27 protein-coding genes are annotated in these 25,078 nt (G+C 64.4%); 5 read left to right on the forward strand and 22 right to left on the reverse strand.

The window, feature by feature from the left end; all coding sequences use genetic code 11:
• Window positions 1–12 precede the first annotated feature (12 nt).
• The gene (locus DFR51_RS14190) at window positions 13–1,881 is read left to right on the forward strand and encodes a flavin-containing monooxygenase (RefSeq protein ID WP_160119292.1); all 1,869 of its coding nucleotides are present in this window, start codon (window positions 13–15) and stop codon (window positions 1,879–1,881) included.
• Here the strand turns inward: DFR51_RS14190 and DFR51_RS14195 are convergent.
• From DFR51_RS14195 to DFR51_RS14215, 5 genes are all read right to left on the reverse strand, one after another.
• On the reverse strand, window positions 1,878–2,651 hold the full coding sequence (locus DFR51_RS14195; protein WP_121052280.1) for an SDR family NAD(P)-dependent oxidoreductase: 774 nt from the start codon (window positions 2,649–2,651) through the stop codon (window positions 1,878–1,880). The genes DFR51_RS14190 and DFR51_RS14195 overlap by 4 nt on opposite strands.
• A gap of 10 nt (window positions 2,652–2,661) precedes the next feature.
• Window positions 2,662–3,156: a flavodoxin family protein gene (locus DFR51_RS14200; RefSeq protein ID WP_121052282.1), complete on the reverse strand. Its 495-nt coding sequence runs from the start codon at window positions 3,154–3,156 to the stop codon at window positions 2,662–2,664.
• Window position 3,157: 1 nt separating this feature from the next.
• The gene (locus tag DFR51_RS14205) at window positions 3,158–4,450 is read right to left on the reverse strand and encodes an acyl-CoA dehydrogenase family protein (RefSeq protein WP_121052284.1); all 1,293 of its coding nucleotides are present in this window, start codon (window positions 4,448–4,450) and stop codon (window positions 3,158–3,160) included.
• A 78-nt stretch (window positions 4,451–4,528) separates the two neighbouring features.
• On the reverse strand, window positions 4,529–5,242 hold the full coding sequence (locus tag DFR51_RS14210; protein ID WP_121052286.1) for a hypothetical protein: 714 nt from the start codon (window positions 5,240–5,242) through the stop codon (window positions 4,529–4,531).
• Between the two features lie 3 nt (window positions 5,243–5,245).
• Window positions 5,246–6,433 (reverse strand): toxic anion resistance protein, encoded by a 1,188-nt coding sequence (locus DFR51_RS14215; protein ID WP_121052288.1) that lies wholly within the window; start codon window positions 6,431–6,433, stop codon window positions 5,246–5,248.
• 80 nt (window positions 6,434–6,513) lie between these two features.
• Between DFR51_RS14215 and DFR51_RS14220 the strand changes: the two genes are divergently transcribed.
• The 4 genes from DFR51_RS14220 (at window position 6,514) to DFR51_RS14235 (ending at window position 10,248) form a co-directional block, all read left to right on the forward strand.
• Window positions 6,514–7,410, forward strand: coding sequence for a hypothetical protein (locus DFR51_RS14220; RefSeq protein WP_121052289.1), 897 nt, complete (start codon window positions 6,514–6,516; stop codon window positions 7,408–7,410).
• 1 nt (window position 7,411) lies between these two features.
• A complete protein-coding gene (locus DFR51_RS14225; RefSeq protein ID WP_121052291.1) occupies window positions 7,412–8,203 on the forward strand; it encodes a cytochrome b/b6 domain-containing protein in 792 nt (263 codons plus the stop codon).
• Window positions 8,200–8,961 (forward strand): molybdopterin-binding protein, encoded by a 762-nt coding sequence (locus DFR51_RS14230; protein WP_121052293.1) that lies wholly within the window; start codon window positions 8,200–8,202, stop codon window positions 8,959–8,961. The genes DFR51_RS14225 and DFR51_RS14230 overlap by 4 nt, the downstream gene beginning before the upstream one ends.
• Before the next feature lie 159 nt (window positions 8,962–9,120).
• A complete protein-coding gene (locus DFR51_RS14235) occupies window positions 9,121–10,248 on the forward strand; it encodes a sigma-54 interaction domain-containing protein (protein ID WP_243446569.1) in 1,128 nt (375 codons plus the stop codon).
• Window positions 10,249–10,256: 8 nt separating this feature from the next.
• On the opposite strand, the gene DFR51_RS14240 is transcribed toward DFR51_RS14235, so the two are convergent.
• The 17 genes from DFR51_RS14240 to fliF form a co-directional block, all read right to left on the reverse strand.
• A complete protein-coding gene (locus DFR51_RS14240; RefSeq protein ID WP_121052297.1) occupies window positions 10,257–10,574 on the reverse strand; it encodes a hypothetical protein in 318 nt (105 codons plus the stop codon).
• Window positions 10,571–10,957, reverse strand: coding sequence for a flagellar export chaperone FliS (fliS, locus tag DFR51_RS14245; RefSeq protein ID WP_121052299.1), 387 nt, complete (start codon window positions 10,955–10,957; stop codon window positions 10,571–10,573). The genes DFR51_RS14240 and fliS overlap by 4 nt, the downstream gene beginning before the upstream one ends.
• A complete protein-coding gene (gene fliD / locus DFR51_RS14250) occupies window positions 10,954–12,939 on the reverse strand; it encodes a flagellar filament capping protein FliD (RefSeq protein ID WP_160119294.1) in 1,986 nt (661 codons plus the stop codon). Before fliD ends, fliS begins: the two co-directional genes overlap by 4 nt.
• Window positions 12,940–13,048: 109 nt before the next feature.
• Window positions 13,049–14,176, reverse strand: coding sequence for a flagellar biosynthesis protein FlhB (gene flhB, locus DFR51_RS14255; protein WP_121052303.1), 1,128 nt, complete (start codon window positions 14,174–14,176; stop codon window positions 13,049–13,051).
• Window positions 14,177–14,179: 3 nt separating this feature from the next.
• Window positions 14,180–14,959 (reverse strand): flagellar biosynthetic protein FliR, encoded by a 780-nt coding sequence (gene fliR, locus DFR51_RS14260; protein WP_174234232.1) that lies wholly within the window; start codon window positions 14,957–14,959, stop codon window positions 14,180–14,182.
• Window positions 14,956–15,225: a flagellar biosynthesis protein FliQ gene (gene fliQ / locus DFR51_RS14265; protein ID WP_121052305.1), complete on the reverse strand. Its 270-nt coding sequence runs from the start codon at window positions 15,223–15,225 to the stop codon at window positions 14,956–14,958. The genes fliR and fliQ overlap by 4 nt, the downstream gene beginning before the upstream one ends.
• Before the next feature lie 10 nt (window positions 15,226–15,235).
• Window positions 15,236–16,027, reverse strand: a complete 792-nt coding sequence (fliP, locus tag DFR51_RS14270) for a flagellar type III secretion system pore protein FliP (RefSeq protein ID WP_420853129.1) — start codon at window positions 16,025–16,027, stop codon at window positions 15,236–15,238.
• Window positions 16,017–16,325: a flagellar biosynthetic protein FliO gene (locus tag DFR51_RS14275; RefSeq protein ID WP_121052310.1), complete on the reverse strand. Its 309-nt coding sequence runs from the start codon at window positions 16,323–16,325 to the stop codon at window positions 16,017–16,019. The genes fliP and DFR51_RS14275 overlap by 11 nt, the downstream gene beginning before the upstream one ends.
• A 28-nt stretch (window positions 16,326–16,353) precedes the next feature.
• Window positions 16,354–16,671, reverse strand: coding sequence for a flagellar motor switch protein FliN (fliN, locus tag DFR51_RS14280; RefSeq protein WP_121052312.1), 318 nt, complete (start codon window positions 16,669–16,671; stop codon window positions 16,354–16,356).
• A gap of 16 nt (window positions 16,672–16,687) precedes the next feature.
• Entirely contained in the window at window positions 16,688–17,677 is a 990-nt protein-coding gene (gene fliM, locus DFR51_RS14285) for a flagellar motor switch protein FliM (protein WP_121052314.1), read from the reverse strand.
• A gap of 9 nt (window positions 17,678–17,686) precedes the next feature.
• The gene (locus tag DFR51_RS14290; RefSeq protein WP_121052316.1) at window positions 17,687–18,244 is read right to left on the reverse strand and encodes a flagellar basal body-associated FliL family protein; all 558 of its coding nucleotides are present in this window, start codon (window positions 18,242–18,244) and stop codon (window positions 17,687–17,689) included.
• 11 nt (window positions 18,245–18,255) lie between these two features.
• On the reverse strand, window positions 18,256–19,758 hold the full coding sequence (locus DFR51_RS14295; protein WP_121052318.1) for a flagellar hook-length control protein FliK: 1,503 nt from the start codon (window positions 19,756–19,758) through the stop codon (window positions 18,256–18,258).
• A gap of 75 nt (window positions 19,759–19,833) precedes the next feature.
• The gene (locus DFR51_RS14300) at window positions 19,834–20,250 is read right to left on the reverse strand and encodes a hypothetical protein (RefSeq protein ID WP_121052320.1); all 417 of its coding nucleotides are present in this window, start codon (window positions 20,248–20,250) and stop codon (window positions 19,834–19,836) included.
• A 1-nt stretch (window position 20,251) separates the two neighbouring features.
• The gene (locus tag DFR51_RS14305) at window positions 20,252–21,571 is read right to left on the reverse strand and encodes a FliI/YscN family ATPase (protein WP_121052549.1); all 1,320 of its coding nucleotides are present in this window, start codon (window positions 21,569–21,571) and stop codon (window positions 20,252–20,254) included.
• A gap of 17 nt (window positions 21,572–21,588) precedes the next feature.
• Window positions 21,589–22,281, reverse strand: coding sequence for a FliH/SctL family protein (locus DFR51_RS14310; RefSeq protein WP_160119295.1), 693 nt, complete (start codon window positions 22,279–22,281; stop codon window positions 21,589–21,591).
• Window positions 22,274–23,293, reverse strand: coding sequence for a flagellar motor switch protein FliG (fliG, locus tag DFR51_RS14315; RefSeq protein WP_121052324.1), 1,020 nt, complete (start codon window positions 23,291–23,293; stop codon window positions 22,274–22,276). The genes DFR51_RS14310 and fliG overlap by 8 nt, the downstream gene beginning before the upstream one ends.
• Window positions 23,286–25,040, reverse strand: coding sequence for a flagellar basal-body MS-ring/collar protein FliF (gene fliF / locus DFR51_RS14320; protein WP_121052326.1), 1,755 nt, complete (start codon window positions 25,038–25,040; stop codon window positions 23,286–23,288). Before fliF ends, fliG begins: the two co-directional genes overlap by 8 nt.
• Window positions 25,041–25,078: the final 38 nt, after the last annotated feature.

Genomic DNA, 25,078 nt, shown 5'->3' on the forward strand with positions numbered 1-25,078 from the left:
GGAGAGACCGCCATGAACACAGGCCGCATCGAAACCGCGCTCACCGAAGCGCATGTCCCGTCACTCATCTGCGCGCTCGTCCATCTGACCGGCGACACCAGCCTGCTGACGCCCGAAAACCGACCAACCTACGACTTCTTCGGCGACGGACAGGGAAACCTCCCGCCCGCGCTGCAAAACACCGTGCGGAAGCGCGCGGAAGCGGCGATCAGCGCGAACCTTGCCGGCGCCCCCCTGCCCCCGCCCCCCGATGCGGCAACCGTACGGCTGATGATGGATTTCATCGCGGGGGCGGAGATTCCGAAGCACTATGTGCCGTTCCTGGTGGAAGAACTGGGGGTTGAAAGCGCCGATCCGAAACGGCCCGAACCCGCGCCGGTGAAGAAGCGCATCGCCATCGTCGGCGCCGGCATGTCGGGACTTCTGGCCGCCATCCGCCTGCAGCAGGCCGGGCACGAGGTCATCGTGATCGAAAAGAATGAGGATGTCGGCGGCACGTGGCTGGAGAACACCTACCGCGGCTGCCGCGTCGACAACCCGAGCCACCTCTATTCCTACTCGTTCGAGGCAAACCACCACTGGCCCGCGCATTATTCAACACAGCCGACGCTGCTCGCTTACTTCCGCGACATTGCCGACAAATACGACCTTCGCCCGCTGATCCGCTTCGGTACGAGCGTGAACAAAGCGGAATGGGACGAAGCGGCCTCGCTATGGCGCCTGGCGCTTTCCGGGCAGCACGCGGACAGCATCGAAGCCGATGCGCTCGTCAGCGCCGTCGGCCAGCTCAACCAGCCGCGCCTTCCCGACATTCCGGGTGTCGGCACGTTCAACGGACCCGCCTTTCACAGCGCGCGCTGGAGGCACGACGTGGACCTGAGGGGCAAGCGCGTCGCAGTGATCGGCACGGGCGCAAGCGCTTATCAGTTCGTGCCGGAAATCGCGTCCGACGTCGCGGAGCTGACGGTCTTCCAGCGCACGCCGCCGTGGGGCGGGCCCACGCCCAACTACCACGATCCCGTGACCGACAATGTTCAGTGGCTGCTGGAGAACGTGCCATTCTATGAGAAGTGGTATAGATTCTGGCTGTTCTGGATGATGACTGACGGCATCCTGCCGTTCGTGAAGGCCGACGAGGGCTGGAACGGCCCGGCGGGCACGATTGGCGCGATGAACCTTGAACTCAGGAACGCGCTGGTGCAGCAGATCGGCGCGCAGTGCGAAGGGCGGCCCGATCTTTTCTCCGCCGTGATCCCTGACTATCCGATCGGCGGCAAACGCAGCCTTCGCGACAACGGCGTGTGGATCGCGGCTTTGCGCCGCGACAACGTGCACCTCGAACAAACGCCAATCTCCCGCATCATGGAGACCGGCATCGAGACGGCAGACGGCAAAACCCCCGAATTCGACGTGATCATCTACGGCACCGGCTTCAAGGCGAGCGATTTCCTCTCCACCTTCAAGATATTCGGTCGGGACGGCACGGAACTTCACGAACGCTGGCAGGGCGACGCCCGCGCCTATCTGGGCATGACCGTGCCGGGTTTCCCGAACTTCTTCATGCTCTACGGGCCGAACACCAACATCGTCGTCAACGGCAGCATCATCTTCTTTTCGGAATGTTCGGTACGCTATGTCGTCCGCGCGCTCACGATGCTCGGCGCTGAGGGCGCCAAGACGCTCGACGTGCGCGAGGATGTGCACGACGTGTTCAATACTCGCGTCGATGCCGGAAACGCGCGAATGGCGTGGGGCCAGCCTGGCGTTTCGAGCTGGTACAAGAATGCCACGGGCCGCGTCAGCCAGAACTGGCCATTCGCGCTTGTCGACTACTGGGCGGCGACGCTGAAGCCCGATCCTTCGGACTTTGAACTCGCTTAGAGCGACTGTCCGTCGTCCACCGTGAAGCTGGAGCCGGTAATCGCGGCGCTCGCGTCTGAGGCCAGGTAAAGCAGCATCGCGTCGAGGCTGTCCTCCGCCATCAGCCGCCGTCGCGGGAACCCGGCCATATGCTTCTGCCCGGCTTCGGTATCGAACCAGTCGCTGTTGATTTCCGTGCGTGCATAGCCGGGGCAAATCGAATTGACGTTTATGCCCTGCCGCACCCAATCGCGCGCCAGCACCTTGCCCATCTGTTGCACCGCCGCCTTGGTCGCCGAATAAGCGGCAAGCCCCGGCTCCACAGCATTCGCCGTGATCGAAGAGACGATCACGATCCGGCCCTGTCCGCGATCGCGGGAGCCCGCAGCCATCAACCGCCGCGCGCCCTCGCGAACGGTCAGGAACACGCCCGTCAGGTTCACGCCCATCAGGCGCTCGAACTCCTCAAGAGCAAGCTCCGTAGCGGCGCCTTCCACGTTCATGCCGGCGTTGGCGATGATGCTGTCCGGCGTGCCGAACTCCTCCTCGATACGGTCGTAGGCCGCGATCACGGAGGCTTCGCTTGAAACGTCCATCTCGACCGCAAGCGCCTCGCCGCCCGAACCCGCGATCTCGTCGGCGAGGTCGTCGAGCAGGCCGACACGCCGCGCGCCGAGCGCGACCTTCGCGCCGCTCGCCGCAAGCTGCCGCGCGAAACGCGCTCCGAAGCCGGACGATGCGCCTGTAACGAGCGCAATGCGGCCCGAAAGATCGAACGAGAAACCTGCCATCATCACTCCCCTAAAAAATCCCCATCGCGAGGCCCGCGCTTAGCGCATGGCCGGTGTCCCGGCACCCCTCAAGATCGTCTGGCACGATCCGTTTCGGCGCGAGGATCGTTTCCGGGGTATCGGCATGGGTCAGCACGATGCGCGGTTCGGCTGCGGGCTTCAACCGCCAGCCCGTCGCAATCCGCGTGATCTGGCGCACGGCGTTTTCACCGTCCGTGCCTGCGCAGACAAGCACCGCGTAGGGCCGCCCTTCGATGCGGCCGAGCGCCGGATAGTAACAGCGATCGAAAAACGCCTTCATGACGCCCGCGATTGCGGCGAGATTTTCCGGACACGCGAAGATATAGCCTTCCGCCGGCAGCAGATCGTCGGGGCCCGCCTCGGACGCAGGTTTCAGCACGACCGTGACGCCTTCCTCCCGGCGTGCGCCCTCCGCCGCCGCCTCGGCCATCTGGCGGGTGCCGCCGGTCATCGAATACCAGACGATGAGAAGTGTCTTTGCCATTTCAGCCTTCAGCAAACGCAGCCTTCTTCGGCCCCATGTAGCCGAACAGGAACGCGGCCACCTTCCGCATCTGGATCTCTTCGGCGCCCTCGGTGATGCGATAGCGGCGGTGGTGACGATAGATGTGTTCGAACGGCTTGTGCCGCGAATAGCCGATGCCGCCGTGCACCTGCATGGCGTGGTCCGCCGCTTCGCTGACGAGCCGGTTCGCCCAGTAGTTGCACATGGAGACCCGGTCCGAAAGCGCGCTCTCAATCGCCTTGTGCGCCATACGGTCCATCTCCCACGCCGTCTTTCGGATGAGGAGCCGCAGCATTTCCGCCTGCGTCGCAAGCTCGACGAGCGGAAACTGGATCGCCTGATTCTCCGCGAGCGCCTTGCCGAAGGGCTTTCGCGTTCGCGCGTATTTCACGCTCTCCTCGATGCAGTAGACGGCCGCACCGAGCGACGAGGCGGCCTGCCGGATGCGGTTCTGGTGGACAAACGACTGCGCGAGCGCCAGGCCCGCGCCCGGCGTGCCGAGCACGGCGGTTTCAGGCACCCAGACGTTCGTGAAGGACACGCGCGGGTGATCGGTCGGCATGTTGAAGGTCCAGAGATACTCCTCGATCTTCACGCCCGCCGTATCCGAAGGCACCAGAAGGCAAGTGATGCCGCGCGCATCGCCGTCTGCACCGTCCGTGCGCGCGAAGGCGGCGCAGTGCGTGGCGACGTGCATCCCGGTCGTCCACATCTTCTCGCCGTCGATGCGCCAGCCGGGCACGCCGCCGCGTGTTTCGGGCACCGCCCGCGTTTCCATGTGCGTCGCGTCGGACCCGTGCTCGGGTTCTGTGAGGCCGAAGGCGACGATGCGCTCGCGCTTGAAGCCGCCGAGGATGAACTCCTGTTTCTGCGCCTCGGTGCCGAATTCCTCGAACATGGCGACGAACGGGAAGTTGCCGACGATGGAATGCTCGTTCTGGAGGTCGTTGTGGAGGCCGAGGCCCTTGGCGGCGAAATGTTCGCGGATCACCGCCATCCAGAGGTTGGAGCCAGCCTTGCCGCCATATGTTTTCGGCGCAGAGAAACGCCAGTGCCCGGCTGCGTCGGCACGGCGCTGCGCTTCAATGAGCAGGGCTTCCCATTCATGGCGCGGGAGGCCGCCGTTCTCGAAATCGGTACGCGCCCATTCCCGGCGGTGATCAAAGAAGCGGATGTTGTCGTCCGCACGCTCGAGCGGCCTGATCTCGGCTTCAATGAACGCGTCAAGCTCGGCAAGGTAAGCGACGAGATCCGCAGGTAGATCGAAATCCATGGGTCCTCTCCTTGCCCGCCAGATAGACAAGCGCCGAGGCACGCGTCCACCGCTCGGGAATGAGAGGGCGTTGGACTTCTAAGGAAGGTTGCCGTTTTCCTTGTAGCGCTGTTCGAGGAACTTTCCCTCGATGGCGAGCGCATCAAGATCGCCGCGCACGAGCTGTTCGGAAAGGCGCCGCAGTTCGTCGGCGATCGTCACCAGCCCTTCCAGAAGCTGCGCTTCGGGCTCACTGCCCGGCGTGCGGAAGGCCTGCGGTACTTTGAGGTAGGTGTCGACAAGGCGCGGCAGATGCTCGCCGATGAGGCGGCGTGCATCGCCCGCGATCGGCTGGCCGGAGGGCACCTGGCCGAGCTGCTCGCCGAGGACTTCGAGGCGCAGCAGAATTTCGTCGATCAGCTTCGACGCACGCGCCGGCAGGCTGCGGCGCTGGCGCTCCAGCCACGCCTCCACACGGCGCGGAATCGCCGCGAGGTCGGCGTTTTTCAGGGCCTGCGGGGTCGGCATCTCCGCCTGCGGACGGCGCAGCAAAAACCAGCCGCCGACGCCGACCACCGCGAGCACGAGCATCAGGAAGCCGTTGATGCCAAGCGGCGCCACGAACATTGCGAAAAGCAGCGCGGCAACCGCGAGCCCGGCGGCCGCCATGGCCGCATTCGCCACACGCTGCGCCACCGATTTCGCATGGCGCTGCGTGCGCCTGAGCGCAGCCGCGCGCCCTTCCGGCGTTTGGCCAAGCCGCTTCAACGCCTCGTCGGCACGGCCGAGCATCTGCGACACATCACGCGCCACGGGTCAGCCCTCGATCGCCTTGAAGGTCGACGTCGGCCCCTTCACCTGCGCCTGTGCGGCCCCCTCGGCGCGGGCGATATAACCGCGCGACTTCTCGACCTCGCCGGAGAGCGTTTCGACCGTTTCCTTCATCGAGGCGAGCGCCTCCATCTTGAACGTGTCGATCGAATCCATCGTGGCATAGATGTTCTCGAACGCGCGCTTCAGCGTTTCGATCGGGATGGTCGCGGAGGCGGCCTGCTTGTGGATCTCGCCGGTCTGGTTCCGCAGCATGGAGCTCGTCGAATCGATCACACCCGCCGTCGTCGTGTTGAGCGCGGTGATCTGATCGAGCACAAGGCGCTGGCTGGTGAGCGCCTGCGCGACCGTGACAGCCGTGCGGAGCGCCGACACCGTCGTCGTCGAGGCGCGGTCCACGCCTTTTGTCAGCTCGACATTGTTCTTCTTGACGAGATCAAGCGCGAGATAGCCCTGCACGCTGACCGCCATCTGCGTCAGCAGATCGGTCGTCCGCTGGCGCGCGTAGAACAGTGCGCTTTCGCGGATCGCCTTCGCCTTGGCGGGATCGGACACCTCAAGCTCCGCCGCCGCGGCTTCGAGCTTCGCATCCAGCGTCTTCGAGACGTGGATCATCTGCTCCAGCTTCTCCATCGTCTTCCAGAGGTTCTGGCGTTCGACATCGATCGCGGCATTGTCGCGAAAAAGCTCCTCGCGGCTGTTCGCAAGGCTTTCGAGGATGCCCGAAATGTGGCTTTGCGCGGAGCGATACTTGTCGAAATAGCGGTTTGCACCGTTTCCGAACGGAATGATGCCCAGAATCTTGCGCGGCGCCAGCTTCTTGCCGTCCGTGCCGGGATCGAGGTCTTCGACCGTGCGGCGCAGTGCGATCAGATCCTTGCCGACACTGCCTTCGGCATTGATCGCCTTTACCGGCCGATCGAGGAAGCGATTGGAATGCTGCGCGGCCTCTGCGATCTCGCGACGGCCAAGCGCCGTCACCTCGTCAACGAGTTTGCCAAAGGCGGGGCTGTTCGCATCCTGTGCAAGAAGATCGTCGACAAAGCCGTCGACGGTGGCTTCCAGCTTGGTCTTTTTCTCGTCGCTGATCGGCACAAGGCCCGCGGCCTTTTCCGGCGCCACGGCGATCACGGGATCGGGGGCCTGAAGCTTCAGCTCGGTTTCGGTCTGCATTACCGCTCCTAATGATCCGTTTCCTGTCCTATGCTTATCACCATATTGGGTGTGTTAGCCACATAATACAAGAGGATGCCTTGAAGACCTTGCACCGCCTGCTGCTCGCCACGCTTCCGCTGCTCGCCGCCGGCGCTGCCGCGCAGCAGCCGGACCCGACAAGCATGTCCGATTCCGCGCTGCACCTGTCGCGTACGCTGGGCATCAGCCTGGAGGAGGCGGAAGCGCGGATGCGGCTTGCCGACCGGCTCGCCGTGTTCCAGCTCCGCGTGCGCTCGGACCCGGATTTCGCGGGCCTCTACCTTGAACACGAGCCGAAAGCTCAGGCCGTGGTGCTCTTCAAGGGCGACGCCGCCGCGAAGCTGAAACGTTATGTGGGCGACGATGCCTTCGTGGCGCGCAGCGTCGAATATTCGCTCGCCGACCTTACATCCGCCGAGACCGAGGCGAAGGAGGCGTTCAAGGCCGCTGGGCTGGCGCTTGTCGGCACGGAACGGGACATTGAGGCGAACCGCGTGCTGCTTCATGTCGTCGACGATGCAGCGGCGAAGGGCGCCATCGCTGCCGGGCGGCTGAAGCTCTCTCCGGCCGCCGTTCTCAATGCCGTTGGCGACGACAGCATACCGCAGCCGCAAAAACTGGGTGCCGTTACCCATTTTCCGCAGGCCCGCGATCCCTCGGGTGCCGCCATGCAGGCATTGTTCACCGGCACGCTGTTCGTAAAGGACGGCTGCCTGCGCGTCGGCAGCGAAACGGGCGAAAGCCGTCTCGTGCTGTGGCCATCTTCCGCCCGGCTCGCCGAAGACGCCGGCAAACTCGTCGTGCGGGACGGTGCGGCAGGTCGCGCACTCACCGTCGGCGCGGCCGTATCGCTTTCCGGCGGCGGCACCGTCGAACCGCCGCCCCCCGGCTACCTGCTGGAGGGCATTCCACGTACCTGCATTGGTCCATACTGGATCGCCGCAAAGGGCTGGTAGCATGATCGTCCGACGCCACAGACTGCCCGTCAGGCTCTGGCACTGGACGAATGCGGTCGCGGTCTTCGTGCTGCTGATGAGCGGCCTTATGATCTTCAATGCGCACCCCCGCCTCTACTGGGGGGCGTACGGGGCCAACCCGGACCCAGCCTGGCTCGAGATTTATGCAACGCGCACGTCCGGCATGCTCCGGATCGGCGATCTGCGTGTGGAGACGACGGGCGTCCTTGGCCGCTGGACGGATCCGGAGGGCATCTCGCGGGCACGGGCGTTCCCCTATTGGGCGACGATCCCCTCCAACTACAACCTTGCGCTCGCGCGGCGCTGGCACATCGCGTTCGCGTGGATTCTGGCCGTCGTGGGCAGCCTCTACCTCATCTGGGCCATCGCCGGTCGCCACACCGCCGCGCTGCTGCCAGGCAGGCAGGAGCTTGCGCCCCGCCGCCTGTGGAAAGACATCAAGGCGCACGCCCGACTCCGCTTTCCGCATGGCGAGGACGCGCTCCGCTACAATCCCCTCCAGAAGCTCGCCTATACCGTCGTCGTTTTCGCCCTTTTGCCCGCGATGGTTCTGAGCGGCCTTGCCATGTCACCAGCGATGGACGCAGCGTGGCCTTGGCTCGTCGACATGTTCGGCGGGCGGCAATCGGCGCGCTCGGTGCATTTCATCAGCGCGATGCTGATTGCCGCCTTCATCGCCGTGCACTTGCTGATGGTGCTGCTGGCGGGGCCCCTGAAGGGGATCGGATCGATGGTCACAGGTCGCTATCGCATGCCGGATGATACGCCATGAAACACCATGTTACCCGTCGCGGACTCGTTGGGAGTCTCGTTGCCGGTGCCGGCCTTGCCGTTTCGGGCTGCGACCGGCTCGGGCAAAGCGAGAGCTTTCAAAATCTGCTGTCCGGGGCGGAGACGCTGACCATGCGCGCGCAGCGTCTGATCAGCAGCCGCGACGCGCTCGCGCGCGAGTTCAGCGCGGCGGAAATGTCGCCCGTGTTTCGCATGAACGGCAACACCATGCCCGCCGATCCCGCCTATGCGCGCCATGCGGCGAACGGCTTCGCGGACTGGCGCCTGAAAGTGGACGGACTGGTCCAGCGCCCGCTGGCCCTGTCCCTGGGTGCGATCCGCGCCCTCCCCGCGCGTACGCAAATCACGCGGCACGACTGCGTGGAGGGGTGGAGCGCAATCGGAAAATGGACCGGCGTACCGCTGAAAACGCTTCTCGACGCGGCGGGGCTTCGGGACGGCGCCCGCTATGTGATCTTCCACTGCGCCGACGATTTCGGCGGTACGCGCTACTATGAATCGATCGACCTTATCGACGCCTTCCACCCGCAGACGATCCTTGCCTGGGGCATGAATGATGCCCCCTTGCCTGTCGGTCACGGTGCGCCGCTTCGGCTCCGTGTCGAACGGCAGCTCGGTTACAAGCACGCGAAGTTCGTTACGCGCGTCGAGGTCGCATCGACCCTGGCCAACACCGGCGCGGGAAAAGGCGGCTATTGGGAAGACCGCATAGACTACGAATGGTACGCCGGTATTTAACCGTTACACGTGAGAAACGGCAGAAATGCTGCGGGTCTGCAACGAAACGATGAATTTTATAATGCACTGAGAATTAACGCTTACTTATATAAAATTCGTTAACCATTTCACAGGTACACCATGTTTCACGGCATCGGGGTGATGCCTAGGGGGAACATGATGACGGTTGCAACGGGGGCTGCAGCGGGCGGCATTCTAGCCGAACTCGAATCACTGCTTATCGGTCGCAGTGAAGCGATCGTCCGAGTCCGAAATCTCATCATGCGTCTCGCAGGTTCGCAGGCATCCGTGCTCGTCACGGGCCCATCGGGCACCGGCAAGGAAGTCGTTGCGCGCTGCCTTCACCTCGCTTCGGCCCGCCGCAACAATGAATTCGTCGCCGTGAACTGCGGCGCCATCCCGCGCGAGCTCATCGAATCGGAACTCTTCGGCCACGAAAAGGGCGCCTTCACCGGCGCGCTGCAGAGCCGCAAGGGCCGCTTCGAGGCTGCTGACGGCGGCACCATCTTCCTCGACGAAATCGGCGACATGCCTGCCGACATGCAGGTGAAGCTGCTGCGCGTCCTCGAAGAGCGCAAGATCGAGCGCGTCGGCAGCAACAAGACGATGGGTATCGATGTGCGCGTCGTTTCCGCCACGCACAAGAACCTGGAGCAGGCGATCGCCGAGGGCCGCTTCCGTGAAGACCTCTTCTATCGCCTCAACATCTTCCCGCTGCAGCTGCCGGCCCTGGCCGACCGCCGCGAGGACATTCCGATGCTGGTCGCACACTTCCTGAAGCTGTCGGGCACCAAGGTGCGCTTCGACGCTTCGGCGCTGCGCGCGCTCTGCCAACACAACTGGCCTGGAAATATCCGCGAGCTGCGCAACGTCGTCGAACGCGCGGTCGTGCTTTTCGGCGAAGGCGACATCAGTGTCGACGATATCGAGATCCTGCTCGGCGCGACGCTGGAGCGCCGCGAACCGCTGAATGAAGAGTCCGCGATCTGGGATGCAACGACGGTTTCCGAAGAAGAAGCGGATACGCGTTTGCCTGCGACCACAGTGGTTCCGCTGCACCCGAACGGTGACAGCCTCGACATGGACCCGCGCGCGCTCATCGGTGCCGGCAAGTGCGACATGCGCGCGCTCGTCGCGAAACTCGAACAGTCGCTGATCCACGCTGCGCTCGAACAGAGCGGCGATATCGTCGCCGACGCCGCTCGCGTCCTCGGCCTGCAGCGCACTTCGCTCATCGAGAAGATGCGCAAATACCAAATCGGCCGCGGCGAACGCGTCGCCGCCTAGCGCGACGTCTAAGCCGTTCTCGCTTTTCCGTAGAGCCTGCGTGCTGTGCCCGACTGGCGCAGCGCCTGAGCACTGCGCTCATGTGCGCGGCGGCCGACGTCGATGGCGTGGCCAATCGTCACCGAATGCGATTCGGCCTGGCGCAGTGCGCTCAGCGCCTCGGCGCGCAGTACCGGATCGGCCGCGAGGCCTGACAGCGTCTTCACAAGCGCGAGGCGGACCGTTTCGTAGCGTTCCACAGCGGTCCAGTCGCCTCCAGCCGCGGCGTGGGCGGTCATGCCGGAAAGCGATTCGATATCGGTGAGAAGGGCAGGAATCGCGGTCACGGGCGAATCTGGCGCCAGGCATTGGAAAGACCGACCGCAGCTTCCGTGGCGGCGGCAAGGCGGCGCGAATCATTGTCGCGCCCAGCCGCGATCGTCTCCTGACGGAGGTAGCCGTAGGCGGACGAAAGCGATTCGGCGACCGAGCCGCCGCGATTGAAATCTAGGCTCGATTCGAGACCGTGCAGGATGGAGAGCGCGCGGCTGATGCGGCTGCTCTTCATGGCGAGATCGCCCCGATCGATCGCGATGCCGGCCTGCCGAAGCGCGGAAAGCAGCTCGTCGTACAGCATCTCGATCAGGCGGTGCGGGTTTGCCTGTTCGGTGCGGGTCGCGGTGTCGATGGCAGCATATTGCTGCCGCGCGCGCATGGCTTGCATCATCATCTCTGATCCCGCGTCCACATGGCGATTTGCTGTTTCATATAATCCTGTGTGCTGTTGAAGGCGGAAATGGCACGCTCCATTGCCGCGAACTGGATCGTCAGGCGCTCCTCAAGCGCGAGGCTACGGGCGTCGACACGCTCCTGCTCCTCAGCGATCGCCTTGGCTTCTTTCGCCAGTCGTTCCGACGTCGTCTTGAAGCCTCCGCCAGACGCCGAAAGCTGCTTCTGCATGTCGGAGATGAGGCCGGACACTGTCGATCGCACGACAATTGTCGCCGACGTCGCGCTGCCGAGGATATTGACCGCAAGACCCGATGCCGCCGACGAAGACGATGCGATCAGGCGGTTGCCGATGCCAATAGCATCGACGCCGCCGATCTTGCCCGAAGCGTTGGTGCCCGCGATCGCGGTCGGCACATCGAGCCCGAGCGTGGCGGCAAGCGTGCCGTTGAGCCCGACGATGGAAACGCCCGAGGTGCTGCCCACGCCTTTCGAGGTGAACGTGAAGGCCGACCCGTCCCAACCCGCCGTCAGCGACAAGCCGAACGATTTAAGGACCGAGTCGTCGTTGATCGCGGTCTGGAATGCCGCGGCGAGCGCCGCACCGGTCGCATAGCTGCCTTCAGGGAGGTTGATGGCCAGCGAAGTGCGCCCATCGAGCGTGACGGTGAAGCTTTTGTTCGTCGCATCGATGACGACGGGCACGTCGAACGCCGAAGGCGCAGCCGCGCCGCTGAGTTTGCCCGAGGTCGCCGCGACGATATCCGTAACCGCATAGGTGCCCGGCTTCGCCGCGCCGAGGCTGCTCGCAATCTCGACAAGCGCGGAGCTGCTGTTCTGGCCCGGCACGAACATGTCGTGGACGCGGCCCGGGTGGTTGGTCACCGCTTTCGTGAGCGCGGTGTCGTCGATGCTGAGCGTGCCGTCGCGATTGGTCTTGATACCGATCTCGGAGAGGCTCGACGGGCCTCCGCCGTCCGTCAGCAGCATTTTGGTGCTGAGATCGGCAAGCATCCGCTTGAGATCGCGCGTCGTGCGATCGCCCGCGAGTGCGCCCGCCGCGGCGCCGTCCTTGCTGGGCCGGGTTTCCTCCGCCAGCATCGAAACGAGCTGGTTGTAAACGTCGACATAGTTGCCGACCGCCGTTTTCAACGTCGTGGCGTCATAGTCGCTGGAAATCGTGACGGGCCCGTCCGTGACCTTCATGAGGTCGAGCTTCAGCCCCGGGACGAGGTCCGAAATGCTGTTCGTCGGGCGTTCGACGGTGACACCATCGACGACGACGACGGCGTTTTTCGCCTGCGCCGTCCATGTCATGCCGGCAGTACCGGGGCCGAACTCGAAGGCTTCGAGGCCCGCGCTGCCATCGATCGTAAATGCCTTCGCGGCGCCGGTTTCACCGCGCAGCACGAGCCGGGCGCCGCTTGTGTCCTCTACAATCGAGGCCGTGACGCCGGCATTCGCAGCGTTGATCGCCTGCTGGAGACCGACGAGGCTGTTGTTATCCGGGCCGATCGTGATGGTGACTGGCGCGGCGGCACCTGCAGTGAACCCCGCCGGGGTCGGGAATGTGCCCGAAAGCGCTCCGAAATTGATCGTCAGCGTGCCCTCGCCGATCGGCGCGTTGCGGTCGGCGATCGGCGCGGAGGCGACCGTCTGGCGCTGCGCAAGCTGCGTTGCCTCAAGCGTATGCGATAGCGACGGCGGGCTCGACGAACCGGTGAGCGAAAGAGCGATCGATGACGTGTCGCTGCTGATCACCTGACGGCCGAGGGCCCCGCTGCCGACCAGTGAACCAAGCGCGTTCGAGAAGGCCGACAGCGCCGAGCTGATCGTGGAAAGGCTGGAAATCTTGGCGTCTACAGCCGTCTGCCGCGCGGTCAGGGCCTTGTCGCTCCCGGCACGCTGGGCGGAGACCAAATCAGCGATAAGCTGCTTGGTATCAATACCCGATCCGCTGCCGAGCGCCGTCAGAATGGACATTGGGCCTGCCTTCTCGTTCCTGCGGACGCGCGCCATCCGCTTAATCTGTTCACGACCGGTTCTGCGCCGGATTTAGGGAATAATCGGTAAAGATCCTCGGACATTCCTATCATAGCGGCTGCCCCTTCTCGTCGAAGCGCGCACCTTCCGGCACTTCGATCTCGGGCGGGGTCAGTCGGTCGCGCTCCACGCTGAACACGAACGCCAGCACGCCGGCGACGGCAATGTAGAGATCGTCGCGGATTTCCTGGCCGATCTTCGAGGTGAAGAAAACGGCGCGGGCGAGCAGCGGATAGCTGAGTACCGGAACCTCGTTTTCCGCCGCCAGTTCGCGGATCACCTCGGCAACCAGATCCTTGCCCTTGGCGACGACGACCGGCGCAAGATCGCGGGTCTTGTCGTACCGAAGCGCGACGGCGAAGTGCGTCGGGTTCGTCAGCACGACGTTGGCCTGCGTCATGCCCGCGCGCATGTTGTTGCGTGTGGCCTCGCGCTGGCGCCGACGAACCTGCATTTTCACCTCGGGCGAACCTTCGGTCTGCTTCAGCTCGTCCTTGATCTCCTGCCGCGACATCTTGAGCTTGCGCATCAGCTGGATCGCCTGCAGCGGAATATCGACACCCGCGACCACGACGAGCGCGGCGGACAGAATGAGCAGGAACAGCACAGCGAGCTTCCCCGTGTGCGCAATGGCGTTGCCGACATCTTGAGTACCGAGCGAGGCGATCTCGCGCGCGTAGTCTGAGAGCATCCACCAGCCGATGACGCCGACAAGAACAACCTTCAGGATCGATTTTCCAAGCTCGGTGAGGCCCTGCATCCCGAACGTGCGCTTTACCCAGTTCATCGGGTTCATGCGCGACGCCTTTGGCGCGATCAGCGACATGTTGAACTGGAACGTGCCGAGCACTGCCTGGCTGACAAGCGCCGCAAAGAAACAGGTGAACAGCAGCCCGGCGAGCGGGAAGGCAACAACCTTTGCAAGCGCCCACGTCGCCGCGGCAGGCTGAAAATTGACGCCGCCCTGCTTCAGCCCGACGAGCCCGGTCTTGAGCATGAGTTCGAGACTGGAGACCATCCATCCGCCCGCAAGCGCGAGATAACCGGCACCCACGAGCATGACGAGCGCAGTGGTGAGTTCGCGCGATCGGAGAACATCGCCCTTTTCCGCCGCGTCGCGTTTGCGCTTCTCGGTCGGGGCTTCGGTTTGCTGGTCCTTTTCGGGCTTATCGGACACGGCTTACCGCTCTCCCAGCCACGTTTGCGCCTCGTCAAGACCCGTGTTCGCCGCGGATTGCATGAGATCGCTCATCGCTGGGAACGCAATGGCGAGCACGACGAAGCCGGTCATCAGCGTCAGCGGCAGGCCGACGGCGAAGATGTTGAGCTGCGGCGCCGTGCGTGTCAGCACGCCGACAAGAAGGTTGAGCGCGAACAGCGCGAAGCCGACGGGCAGCGCAATCGCGAGCCCGCCGGTAAATACGAACGCGCCGAACTTCACGATCGCCCAGAAATGGTCGCGCGTCAGCCAATCGCCGCCGAGCGGCATCAAGGCATAGCTCTCCACGATCAGCCGCACCAGAATGAGGTGGCCGTTCAGCGCCAGGAACAGCAGCGTCATCAGGATCATCAGGAACTGGCCGACAACCGCGCTGTTGTTGCCGCTCTGCGGATCGACCATGTTGGCAAAGCCGAGGCCGATCGAGTTCGCGATATATTCGCCCGCGAGCAGCGGCGCGGCGAAGGCGAGCTGGAGGATGAAGCCCACGGAGAGCCCGATCATCAGCTCCTGAATCACGATCACCAGACCCTGCAGCGACAGGATATCGTAGGGCACATCCACCGGGTAGACCGAGAGCACCAACACGCCGATCGCGCCCGCAAGCACGACGCGCACCTGCAGAGGCACGCCGATCGCCGAGAAAATCGGCGCCGCGACGAGCGTGCCGCCAATGCGCAGCATGGCAAACATTAGCTGCATCAGCCACGCCTCGATCCCGACGGACATGATGCCGGTCATCTGACGAGGTCCGGAATCCGCGAGAAGATGTCCTGCGTGAAATCGACGAGCAGCCCCATCATCAGCCCGCCGAAGAGACCGAGGCAGACAAGTACGCCGATCAGCTTCGGCACGAAGCTGAGTGTCGCCTCGTTGATCGAGGTCGCGGCCTGCACCATGCCGAGTACTACGCCGATGACGAGCGCGGGCAGAAGCACGGGCAGGGAAACCAGAACGAGAATCCAGAGCGCCTGTCCGGCAACTGCGGTGAAATAGGCTGCGTCCATCGTGTCGCCCTCAACTCGTGAAGAAGCTGCCGGCGAGCGAACCCATGGTAAGCGCCCAGCCGTCGACGAGAACGAACAGCAGCAGTTTGAAGGGAAGTGAGATCAGCGTTGGCGACAGCATCATCATGCCGAGCGACATGAGGACAGCGGCCACGACGAGATCGATGACGAGGAACGGCAGAAAGACGAGGAAGCCGATCTGAAACGCCGTCTTCAGTTCGCTGGTGACGAACGCTGGCAGCAGCACCGAGAACGGCACGTCTTCGGGGCGTTCGTATGCGCCGTCCTTCTTCAGGTTGGCAAAGAGGATGATATCCTTCTGCCGGGTCTGCGCCATCATGAAGCGGTGCAGCACAGTGCCGCCCTTCTCCACCGCGGTGTCGATCGGCATGGCGTTCGCAGCGTAAGGCTTGAACGCCGTGTCGTTGATCTCGGTGATCGCCGGGCTCATCACGAAGAAGGTGAGGAACAGCGACAGCCCGATCAGCACCTGATTGGGTGGCGTCTGCGCAAGACCGAGCGCCTGTCGCAAGATCGAAAGCACGATGATGATGCGCGTGAACGCCGTCATCATCAGGATCACTGCCGGCAGAACCGACAGCAGCGTCATGAGGACGAGGACTTGCAGCGAAAGCGAGAGCGGCTGGCGTGCGCCGGGCGCTGCTGCGCCGGTCAGCGTGTCGGCGGCGAACTGGACGGGAGACGGTCCGGCCGGTGCGGTCTGAGCAAGCGCGGGCGCGGCGAAGAGCAGCAGCACGGCGACGAGGAACGGCGCGAAGCGCACCAGACGATCAGCGTGCATCATCGTCTTCCTCGACGGTGAAGCTGATCGCGGGCACTTCGGAAAGAAGGTTTGCGCCCTGCTTCGTCACGGCAAGCAGCAGCCGCTTGCCTTCGAAATCGACGACGGCGAGCTTGACCGCCGGGGTCAGGAATACCGTCTCGGAAAGCCGGGCGGCGGAGCGGGTGGCAGAGCGGGACTTGAGACCCCCGGCGATACTGCCGAGGTTATAGCGTTTCGCGAGCCACAGCCCGGCAATGATCAGTCCGCAAACAAGCGGCAGCATGATCGCCAGCCGCAATACGTAATCCCCGATCAAGGTCCACCCCCGTCAAAATCTTGACGCGTCAGATGTCCTTGACGCGTTCTCCCGGTGCTACAATGTCGGTAATCCGTACGCCGAAGCGTCCACCGACCGTCACCACCTCGCCCCTCGCAAAGAGTGTGCCATTTGCGAACAGGTCGAGCGGCGCGCCCGCCGGGCGATCCAGTTCGACCACACTGCCTTCGTTGAGGTTCAGAAGATCGCGGATCTTCACCTGGCTGGTGCCGACCTCCACCGAGAGGCGGACGTCGATTTCCTGAAGCAGGCGAAGGTTCGCCGATCCCGGCTTCCAGGGATCATCGGCTTTGGTTTCCGGGCTCGCGGTTTCAGTGTCGCTCATGTCGGGCTCCTTGGAACTATCGATTGGTGGTGGCGCGCGGGCGCGCGATGGAACGGATCTTCAGCGCGGCATTGCCGTTGGCTTCGCCGGGTGCGCCGATCCCGAATGTGGTTTTCTCGACCAGCATGTGCAGCTCTTCGGGGACGTGGATCGGCACCACATCACCGACCCTCAACGCCATGATCCCGCTCAGCGACATCGTCGGTTCCGCGAGGATCGAGCGGACAGGAAGCTCGACATCGAGCAGCGCCGATTTGAGCCGCCCCTTCCAGCCGGGATCGGTCTCGCTCTGCTCGGTGATGACGCGCAGGCGCAGAAGCGGCAGCAGCGGCTTCAGCGCGTTCAGCGGATAGACGACATCGACGGCAGAGGTGCCGCCGCGCGGCAGGTGCACGAGGAACCGCGTGACCACAACCATGTCGTTCGTTTCGAGGAACGACAGGAACTGCGGGTGGCTTTCGCTCGAAATGCGGCTGAACTGCAGGTGGAAGATATCCGCCCACGCAGCATCGAGCTGCGCGAACATGCGGCCGAGCAGCGATTGCTGCACACGGTCTTCAGCGGCGGTGAACTCGCTTGCGCGCATCGCGGGCGGTTCACCCTTGCCGCCATAATAAGCGTCAACGATCGCGCCGATCAGATCGGGCTTCATCACCACGAGGCCGTGGCCGCGCAGCGGATCCATGCGAACGATAGTAAGGCTAAGGAAATCCTCGAAGCCCTCGGCGTAGCTTCCGAACGATTCAAGCGAGGTGAGCCCGCAATCCACCTTGGGAGCGACACGCAGCATCGGCTGGAACACCTGCCGCATGCCGCGCGCGAGGCGCTCGTTCAGCATGTGGAGTGCGTGGAGATCGCCGAACTCGCGTTCGTCGCCGCTGTCGAAGCTCCACGGCGCGATCACGCCGTCGGGCATCACGCCCGCGCCGGACGCGATGCTGCCATCGGCGATGCCCGCCTGAAGCGCTTCGATCTCTTCTTTGCTGAGATTGAGTTCAGAACTCATGGTTGCTGCCTACTGGATGACGAAGCTGGTGAAATAGACCTGGGAAATGCCGCCGAAGCCGACCTTGTCCTGAAGCGTCTTGTTGATCGCGGCGCGCAGGCGGCGTTGCAGGTCTTCCTTGCCCGCAACTGTCGCGACATGATCCGCGGTCTGCTCGCCGAGCACGCCGAGCACCGCGCTGCGGATCGCCGGTTCGTTCTTCTCGACCGCCTCGATCACACGATTATCGTAATTCGTCGCGACACCGAGCCCGACCTGGATGTAACGATTGGGGTCGGTAAGGTTCGCCGTGAACTCCCGCTTCATCTCGAAATAGGTCGTCTCGTAGTGGCCGTCGCCGTCGGCATCGGTCTGCGCCGGAGCCTCTTCGGCCCCTTCCCGCTCCACAAGTTGCGGCTTGTTCTTGTCGACCTTGGGGGCGTGCCCTCCGCCGATGAGGCCGCTCGTCGTCGCATACCAGCCGCCCGCCGCGCCACCGGCGAGCAGAACGAGCGCGCCAATCACGGGAACGAGCTTGCCGATAAGGCCGCTCTTCTTTTTGGGGGCAGGTGCGGGAGTGTCACTCATTTCAATCTTTCCTAGGCAAAGCGCTCGATGGCGGTCTGGCGAACAATGGCGCGAACGGTTTCGGCCTGTGATGCGGTGCCCCGCGGGCGCGTTCCGAACGCCCGGTCAAACGGCGTCTCTCGAGGCTGTTCGCCGCGATCCTGGCGGCCGCTGCCGACATCGACGGAAGTTTCCTCAAGGCGAACGCCCCGGTTTTCCATCATCGACTGGAGGCGCGGTGCGGCATCGGAAATGAAGCCCTGCGCGGCAGCCGTTTCCACGGTGAAATGCACCTTGGCCTGATTGCCGGTGGTTTCAAGCTTGATGAACAGATCGCCAAGCTCGCGCGGCTTCAGATGCAGCCGCGCCTCTCGGTGATCGCCCTTTACCAGCGTTTCGACATCAGCGGCGAGTTGATCGACCCATTGGTCCTCGACCGCGTTGCCGATGAGCAGATCATCGAGCACCGCCTCGTTTGAAACGAGCCGGCCCTGAGCAGCGTCTGCAACCTGCGGGCGTGTTTCGGCTGCGGGGGCATGAATCGCGGCAAGCACATCCTGTGCGGTCTGCGATGCCGGAAGCGCTTCGCGCAGCGGCGCAGGCACGGTCTTCGTTTCGGGATCGGTGCGGTCGATGAGCGCGCTCAGCGCCGGATCGGCCTTCCCGGCAGCCTCGACGACAGCACGCTGTTCACCGCGCGCGGCGCTCGCGGCAACCGACGGGTGCTGCCTGTGGGGCGTTGCCTGAACGCCCGGGAAATTCGTGCTCGCCGCAGGCAAGGGATCGGCTGTCTCGACGTCCGTGCCGGGCTCCGTATCGGCCACTTGCGGCAACGGTGCCGCGGGCGCGGCGGATTTATCGCCGGGAGCGCCACCCGTCGTCTCCTCGTTCGGCGTTGTCTGGATCTGACCGGCAAGCGAGACCGGTTCGGCGTCTACCTGATCGGGTGAAACCTGAGATGCCTCTGCCGCAACGGTTGGCGCAGCCACGATCAGCGGGGCCGCAGGCGGCGCGGGCAGCGGAGCGGGCTGCGTCTGCAGCGGCTCCGGCAAAATCGACGGAGTTTCAGACGTATCGCTTTCCGCGTCGACAACGAAATCTGAAACCTCGCCATCGGTTTCGGCTTGCGCCGTTACCGGAGTTTCAGGATGTGCGTCTGCGACAGGAAGATGGCGCGCCGCAATCGCGGCGAAGCGCGCACCCGGCGTCTTGGGCCCGGGCGCAGGCGATTGCTGCGCGGGCATTGCGGGAAGCTGAAGATCGAATGCCATGTCGGCGCTTTCATCGGTTTGATCGAGAACCGTGCCCGGCACCGGAGCGCTCTGCACGTCTTCCGTCGTCGGGTTTCCGTCGCCGGTCGACGGCAGTCCGACGGCAGCGCCGGGCACGAGGCCCTTGGACGGCATCGCCGCCTTCAGCGTCATGATGGCGCGGAAATCGGGTGCAGATGCCGGAATTCCGGGGCGGATGGCGGTTTGCACCGACAGATCCGGCATCCCCAGAAGTTCCCCAAGACCAGTCGCGGTGACGGACATTTGACCCCCATTGCTTACTCAGGCGAACACTCAGCAATAAGCGTGCCATTTTGGGGCGGGTCGGTGCGACGCGCTTCAGGCGCGCGTGATGCGTCGCGGCGGCGTGGCACGTTCCTGCCGCGCTTCGGCCTCGCGGGCTTCGGCGGCTTCCGCACGGTCGGCAAGCTCCTCGGCGGCGCGCTTGCGGCGATGGGCGCCGAGCGTCACCTGCCGCGCATCTTCGAGTCGCACCTCGGCGCGCGCGGCGCGGTCGAGCGTGGCGGCAAGCGCCTTGCCGAGCCGGTCGTACTGGTGCGCCATGGATTTGAGCGCAAAGGCCGCAGCATCGTCGGCGACGGGGGTGTAGGAATGGCGCAGCGTCTCGATGCGGCTTCGCATCTGGCGCAGCTGATCGAGATCGGCGGCGGCTTTGCCCTCTTCGGCAAGCGCGCGCTGCTTCTGAAGTCCGCGAACACGCGCGACGCGTGCCAGGCGATCCGCCTTCCCCGCCATATCAGTGTTCGCCGAACTGCGCCGTCAATTCCGCAACCGAGGCCGCGAGATCGACAGGCGCATCCTCGGCCTGCGTGATGTAGGCCGTAACCCCCGCCTGCGCTGCGATAGCGGCGTCGAGCGCCGGGTCGTTGCCGCGGTTGTAAGCGCCCATGAGAATGAGATCGCGGTTCTCTTCGTAAAGCGAGAACAAGCGCTTCAGCATCTGCGCCGCGCGGATATGCGGCCGTTCGGCAACGTCGCTCATCACGCGGCTGATCGAGGCGGCAATGTCCACCGCCGGGTAGACGCCGCGCTCGGCCTGCTTGCGCGAGAGCACGATATGCCCATCAAGGATTGCGCGCGCCGCATCGACAACAGGGTCGCCGACGGTATCGTCGCCATCGGCGAGTACGGTGTAGAAAGCTGTGATCGAGCCGCCCGATTTCGCGTCGTTGCCCGCGCGCTCGATAAGGTTCGGCAGCAGCGAGATGACCGAGGGCGGATAGCCCTTCGCGGTCGGCTGCTCACCGAGCGCAAGACCGATCTCGCGCTGCGCGTGCGCGACGCGCGTGAGACTGTCGATGATGAGCAGAACGTTCTTGCCCTGCCCACGGTAATATTCGGCGATCGCCGTGGCGCGGTGCGCGGCGCGGATGCGCATGATTGGGGAATGGTTCGCGGGAACGGCGACGACGACCGAACGCTCGCGCGCAGGCCCATGCAGCTTGGTGGCAAGAAAGTCCGTGACCTCGCGGCTTCGCTCGCCGATCAGCCCGACGACGACGACATCCGCCTTCGAATAGCGCGTCATCATGCCGAGCAGCACCGATTTGCCGACGCCGGATCCCGCGATGATGCCGACGCGCTGACCGCGCCCGAAAGTGAAAAGGCCGTTCAGCGCACGCACACCCACATCGAAGGCTTCGGTAACGCGCCCGCGTTCCAGCGGGTTCTGCAGACGCCCGACGAGCGGCCAGTCCTGCTCCGCCTCGATGGGTCCAAGCCCGTCGAGCGGGAGCCCCGAGCCATCGATAACGCGGCCGAGAAGACCGTCACCGACCTCGACACGCGACTGATTGCTTTGCGGAAACACGCGGGCATCGGGAAGCACATCGGCGCGCTGGCCAAGCGACATCAGGATGCAGCGGCCGTTCCGAAAACCGATGACCTCGGCCTCGGCCGTTTCGTCGCTCGCGGTTTCGATGCGGCACACCGTACCGACGGGCGCAGCAAGCCCGGAGGCTTCGAGGAGCAAACCGTCATAGCTGGTGAGCCGCCCGATCTGGAGCGGCGCGATGTCCACGGGCGTCCTGCCGATGCCGCCGAGCAGATCGGCGATATCCTCGGTCGCCGTGTTCACGCGGCGATGCCCGCCGCGCGCAGTGCTGTTTCAAGGCGTGCGATGCGCGGACGAACGCCGTCCTCGACTTCACCACCGCCGGCTTCGAGCCTCACGCTGCCGCGTTGCAATTCGGGATCCGCGGCAAGCGTGAGGTTCGTGTAGTCTTTAAGCGAGCCGTCATCGATGACGGCAAGATCGTCCGGGTGCAGGAACAGCTTCGCGGCTTCGCTGGTTTCCTTCAGCGTATCGAGCGCGCGCGTAATGCACCCGTTGACGAACGCAGGCTCGACGGCAACGTGCGCGCCGACGATGCGCTCGACAAGGTCAAGCACGGCGCGGCGCAGCTTCGGCCCCAGCGCTGCCTTGTCGATGGCGCGCGCATCGTCGAGACTGCGCAGCAGCGAGCGGCATTCCGCGCGGGCGCGCTCCGCCTCGGCGCGCACTTCCGCGCGTCCGGCCTCAAGCCCTGCGGCATGCCCCTGCGCTTCGGCTTCGGCAAGCGCCGCGGCAAGCTCTTCTTCGGTCGTTTCGATGGTTTCGTGAATTGTGCCGCGCGTGAATTCCGACGAGGGGTGAGCGAAATCTACGCGCGGCACGAAGTCGCCCGCCGGCCGGGGAGCGAACATCGGAGTGAAGTCGCCGCGACTGGGTGCGAACAAATCAGCAAGCGCCACAGGACGGGCATCTGCACTGAAAACACTAGACATAATCATCTCCCGAACCGCCGAGCATGATAGCACCGCTTTCGCCGAGCTGGCGCGCGATCGCGAGGATGCGCTTCTGCGCGTCCTGCACCTCGCTCACCTTCATGGGACCGCGCGATTCGATCTCGTCCTGCACGCTCTGGGCCGCACGCTGCGACATGGCTGCGAACATCTTGGTCCGCATCCGCTCGTCCGAGCCCTTGAGCGCGGCAACGAGCAGCGTGTTGTCGACCGAGCGGAGCAGCGTCTGCATACTGCGATCGTCGAGCGCGAGAAGGTTTTCGAATACGAACATCTGGTCCTGAATGCTCTGGCCGATGTTCTCGTTCATTATGGTTAATTGTTCGATGATGCGGCGATCCGCACCACCGCGCACATAGTTCATGATGCGCGCCGCCGTGGTCGTACCGCCCGCGGTCGCGGACCGCACGGCCGCGTTCGTCTTGATCTGCTTCTGCATGACACGCTCAAGCTCGGCGAGCGCATCGGGTTGGATCGAATCGAGCGTCGCGACGCGCAGCATCATGTCGGTCTGCATCTCCTCGGGGAGCAACTGCAGCACCTCGGCGGCGAGGCCTGGTTCCAGGTGGCAGAGCACGGCCGCAATCACCTGCGGGTGTTCCGACGAGATCGTCGCCGCGATCGAGCGCGCATCCATCCAATCGAGGATTTCGATGCCCTTCTGCGGTGCTGACGAACTCATGCGACCAAGCACGCTGCCCGCCTTCTCCTCGCCCAGCGCCTTCACGAACACGTTCTTCACATAGGGGCCGGTCCCGAGACCAAGGCTTGTCTGCTCGCGCGCGGCGAGGATGAACTCGTCGAGGACGACGTTCACAGTGTCCTGATCAACGTCGGCCACCGAGTACATCGCCTGACCGAGGTTCTGTACCTCGCGCGGGCCCATGTGCTTCAGAAGGTCGGCCGCTTCATCTTCACCCAGAAGCAGCATCAGGATGGCGCTTTTCTGGGTGCCGGAAAGATGGCGCGGCGCGAGTGCGAGTTCCTCACTCATTGGCATTTCCCTGGGCTGCGGTTTCGCTACGGATCAACTGGCGGACGACGTTCGACGCGCGGGCGGTATCCTCGGCAACGAACATGCGAACCACGGCAACCTTGTCATCATAGCTGTTCGCCATGGTCAGCACTTCGGGCGGCAGGCCGCCGCGCGGCTTCAGGCGGGCCTTCAGCGCTTCCATCGTCTGCAGGTCGCCGCCGTCGAGCACGATGGGGCGCGGCGCACCGAGCACACCGCCGGCAGGCATCGGCGCGGCATCGGCGGCAGCCAGCGCCTTTTTCAGGAACGGTCGCAGCACCATGAAGAACACGACGACGAAGATGAGGAGCGCAGCGAGGATCTTGAGGATGTCGCCGATCCAGGCGTTGCTCTGGAAATCGACCTGATACCAGGCCTGAGTTTCCGCCGTGGCATCGACGAACGGCCGCGATGTGACGGCGACGAGATCGCCGCGCTCCGCGTTGAAACCGATGCTGCTCTGCACGAGCTTCTCGATGGCCTTCGTTTCCGCGGCAGTCATCGCCTTGCCGTTTTCGCGCAGCACGACGGCAGCGGAGACACGGCGAACCTCACCGATTGGCGCCTTGGTGACGGAAACCTGTTTTCCGATCTCGTAGTTGCGTGTGTAGGTCTCGCTGCGCGGGCCAGAGGGCGGCGCGGCGGGGGCAGCGTTGGGATCGGCAGGATTTTGCGCCTGTGTCTGAGCCTTCGCCTGTTCCGGCGTTGCCGCGGTCGCAGCGGGCGGGGCAACGTTCGAGAGAGCGCCAGGAATACCGCGCGGTGCGCTCTCGCCGCCGTTCGACTGCGACGAGCCCTGCTCGCTGCGGATCACGGCATTGTCCTTGTCCCACGCCTCGTTCGTCTGCTGGGTTTCCGTGAAATCGAGATCGAGGTGCACTTCGGCGGTGAAATTGTCGGTGCCAATAATTGGGGTCAGCAGCGCGAGCAGGCGCTCGCGGTACATGCTTTCCATCTTGGACTGGAACGCGATGCGGCGGCGGCTTTCGCCGAATTCGTCGCCGGCGGCGTCGGGCGTGAGCAGCGTCCCCATCTGGTCGATGACCGACACCCGGTCTGCCGGCAGGCCGGGAACCGAGGATGCAACGAGATTGACGATCGAGCGCACCTGCGCCTCGCCAAGCGCGCGGCCCGGCGCCAGCTTCACGAAAACCGATGCCGTCGGCTGCGCCTGATCGCGCACGAAGACGGACTGTTCGGGCAGTGCAAGATGAATGCGCGCGGATTCAACCGCGGCGATTTCCGCGACGCTGCGCGCGAGTTCGCTTTCCTGGCTCTGCTTCAGGCGGGCCTGCTCGATTGCGCGGCTGGTCCCGAGCGGCATGTCGTCGAGCAGCGCATAACCCTCTGCGGCAGCTTTCGGCAGCCCCTGCCCGGCGAGCAGCATCCGTGCCTTGTGATAATCGGAAGCGGGCACCTGCACGCTGCCGGTCATGCTATCCATACCGGGCGTGATCCCTGCTGCTTGCAGTGCCTCGACGACGGCGGCCTTGTCCGCCTCGGCAAGCCCCGGAAACAGCGTCCGCATTTCGGGCGTGCGCGTAAGAATATACGCCATTGCGACCGCGGCGATCGCGAGCGTGCCGATGACCATCGGAAGGCTTCCGCGCACGGCGGGCTGCGCAAGCATCGCTTTCAGCTGCGCCTGAAAGCGGTCCAGCCCCGGACCAAAGGGGGCGGCCGGAGGCGGCGCGGATACGGCTGGCGATGAAGCGGCGTCACTCATGAATGGGGCTCGTCAATCTCTTGCAGATGTTTGGACGG

It is taken from the genome of Sphingosinicella microcystinivorans (genome assembly GCF_003634215.1).
GTDB classification, from domain to species: Bacteria; Pseudomonadota; Alphaproteobacteria; order Sphingomonadales; family Sphingomonadaceae; genus Sphingosinicella; species Sphingosinicella microcystinivorans.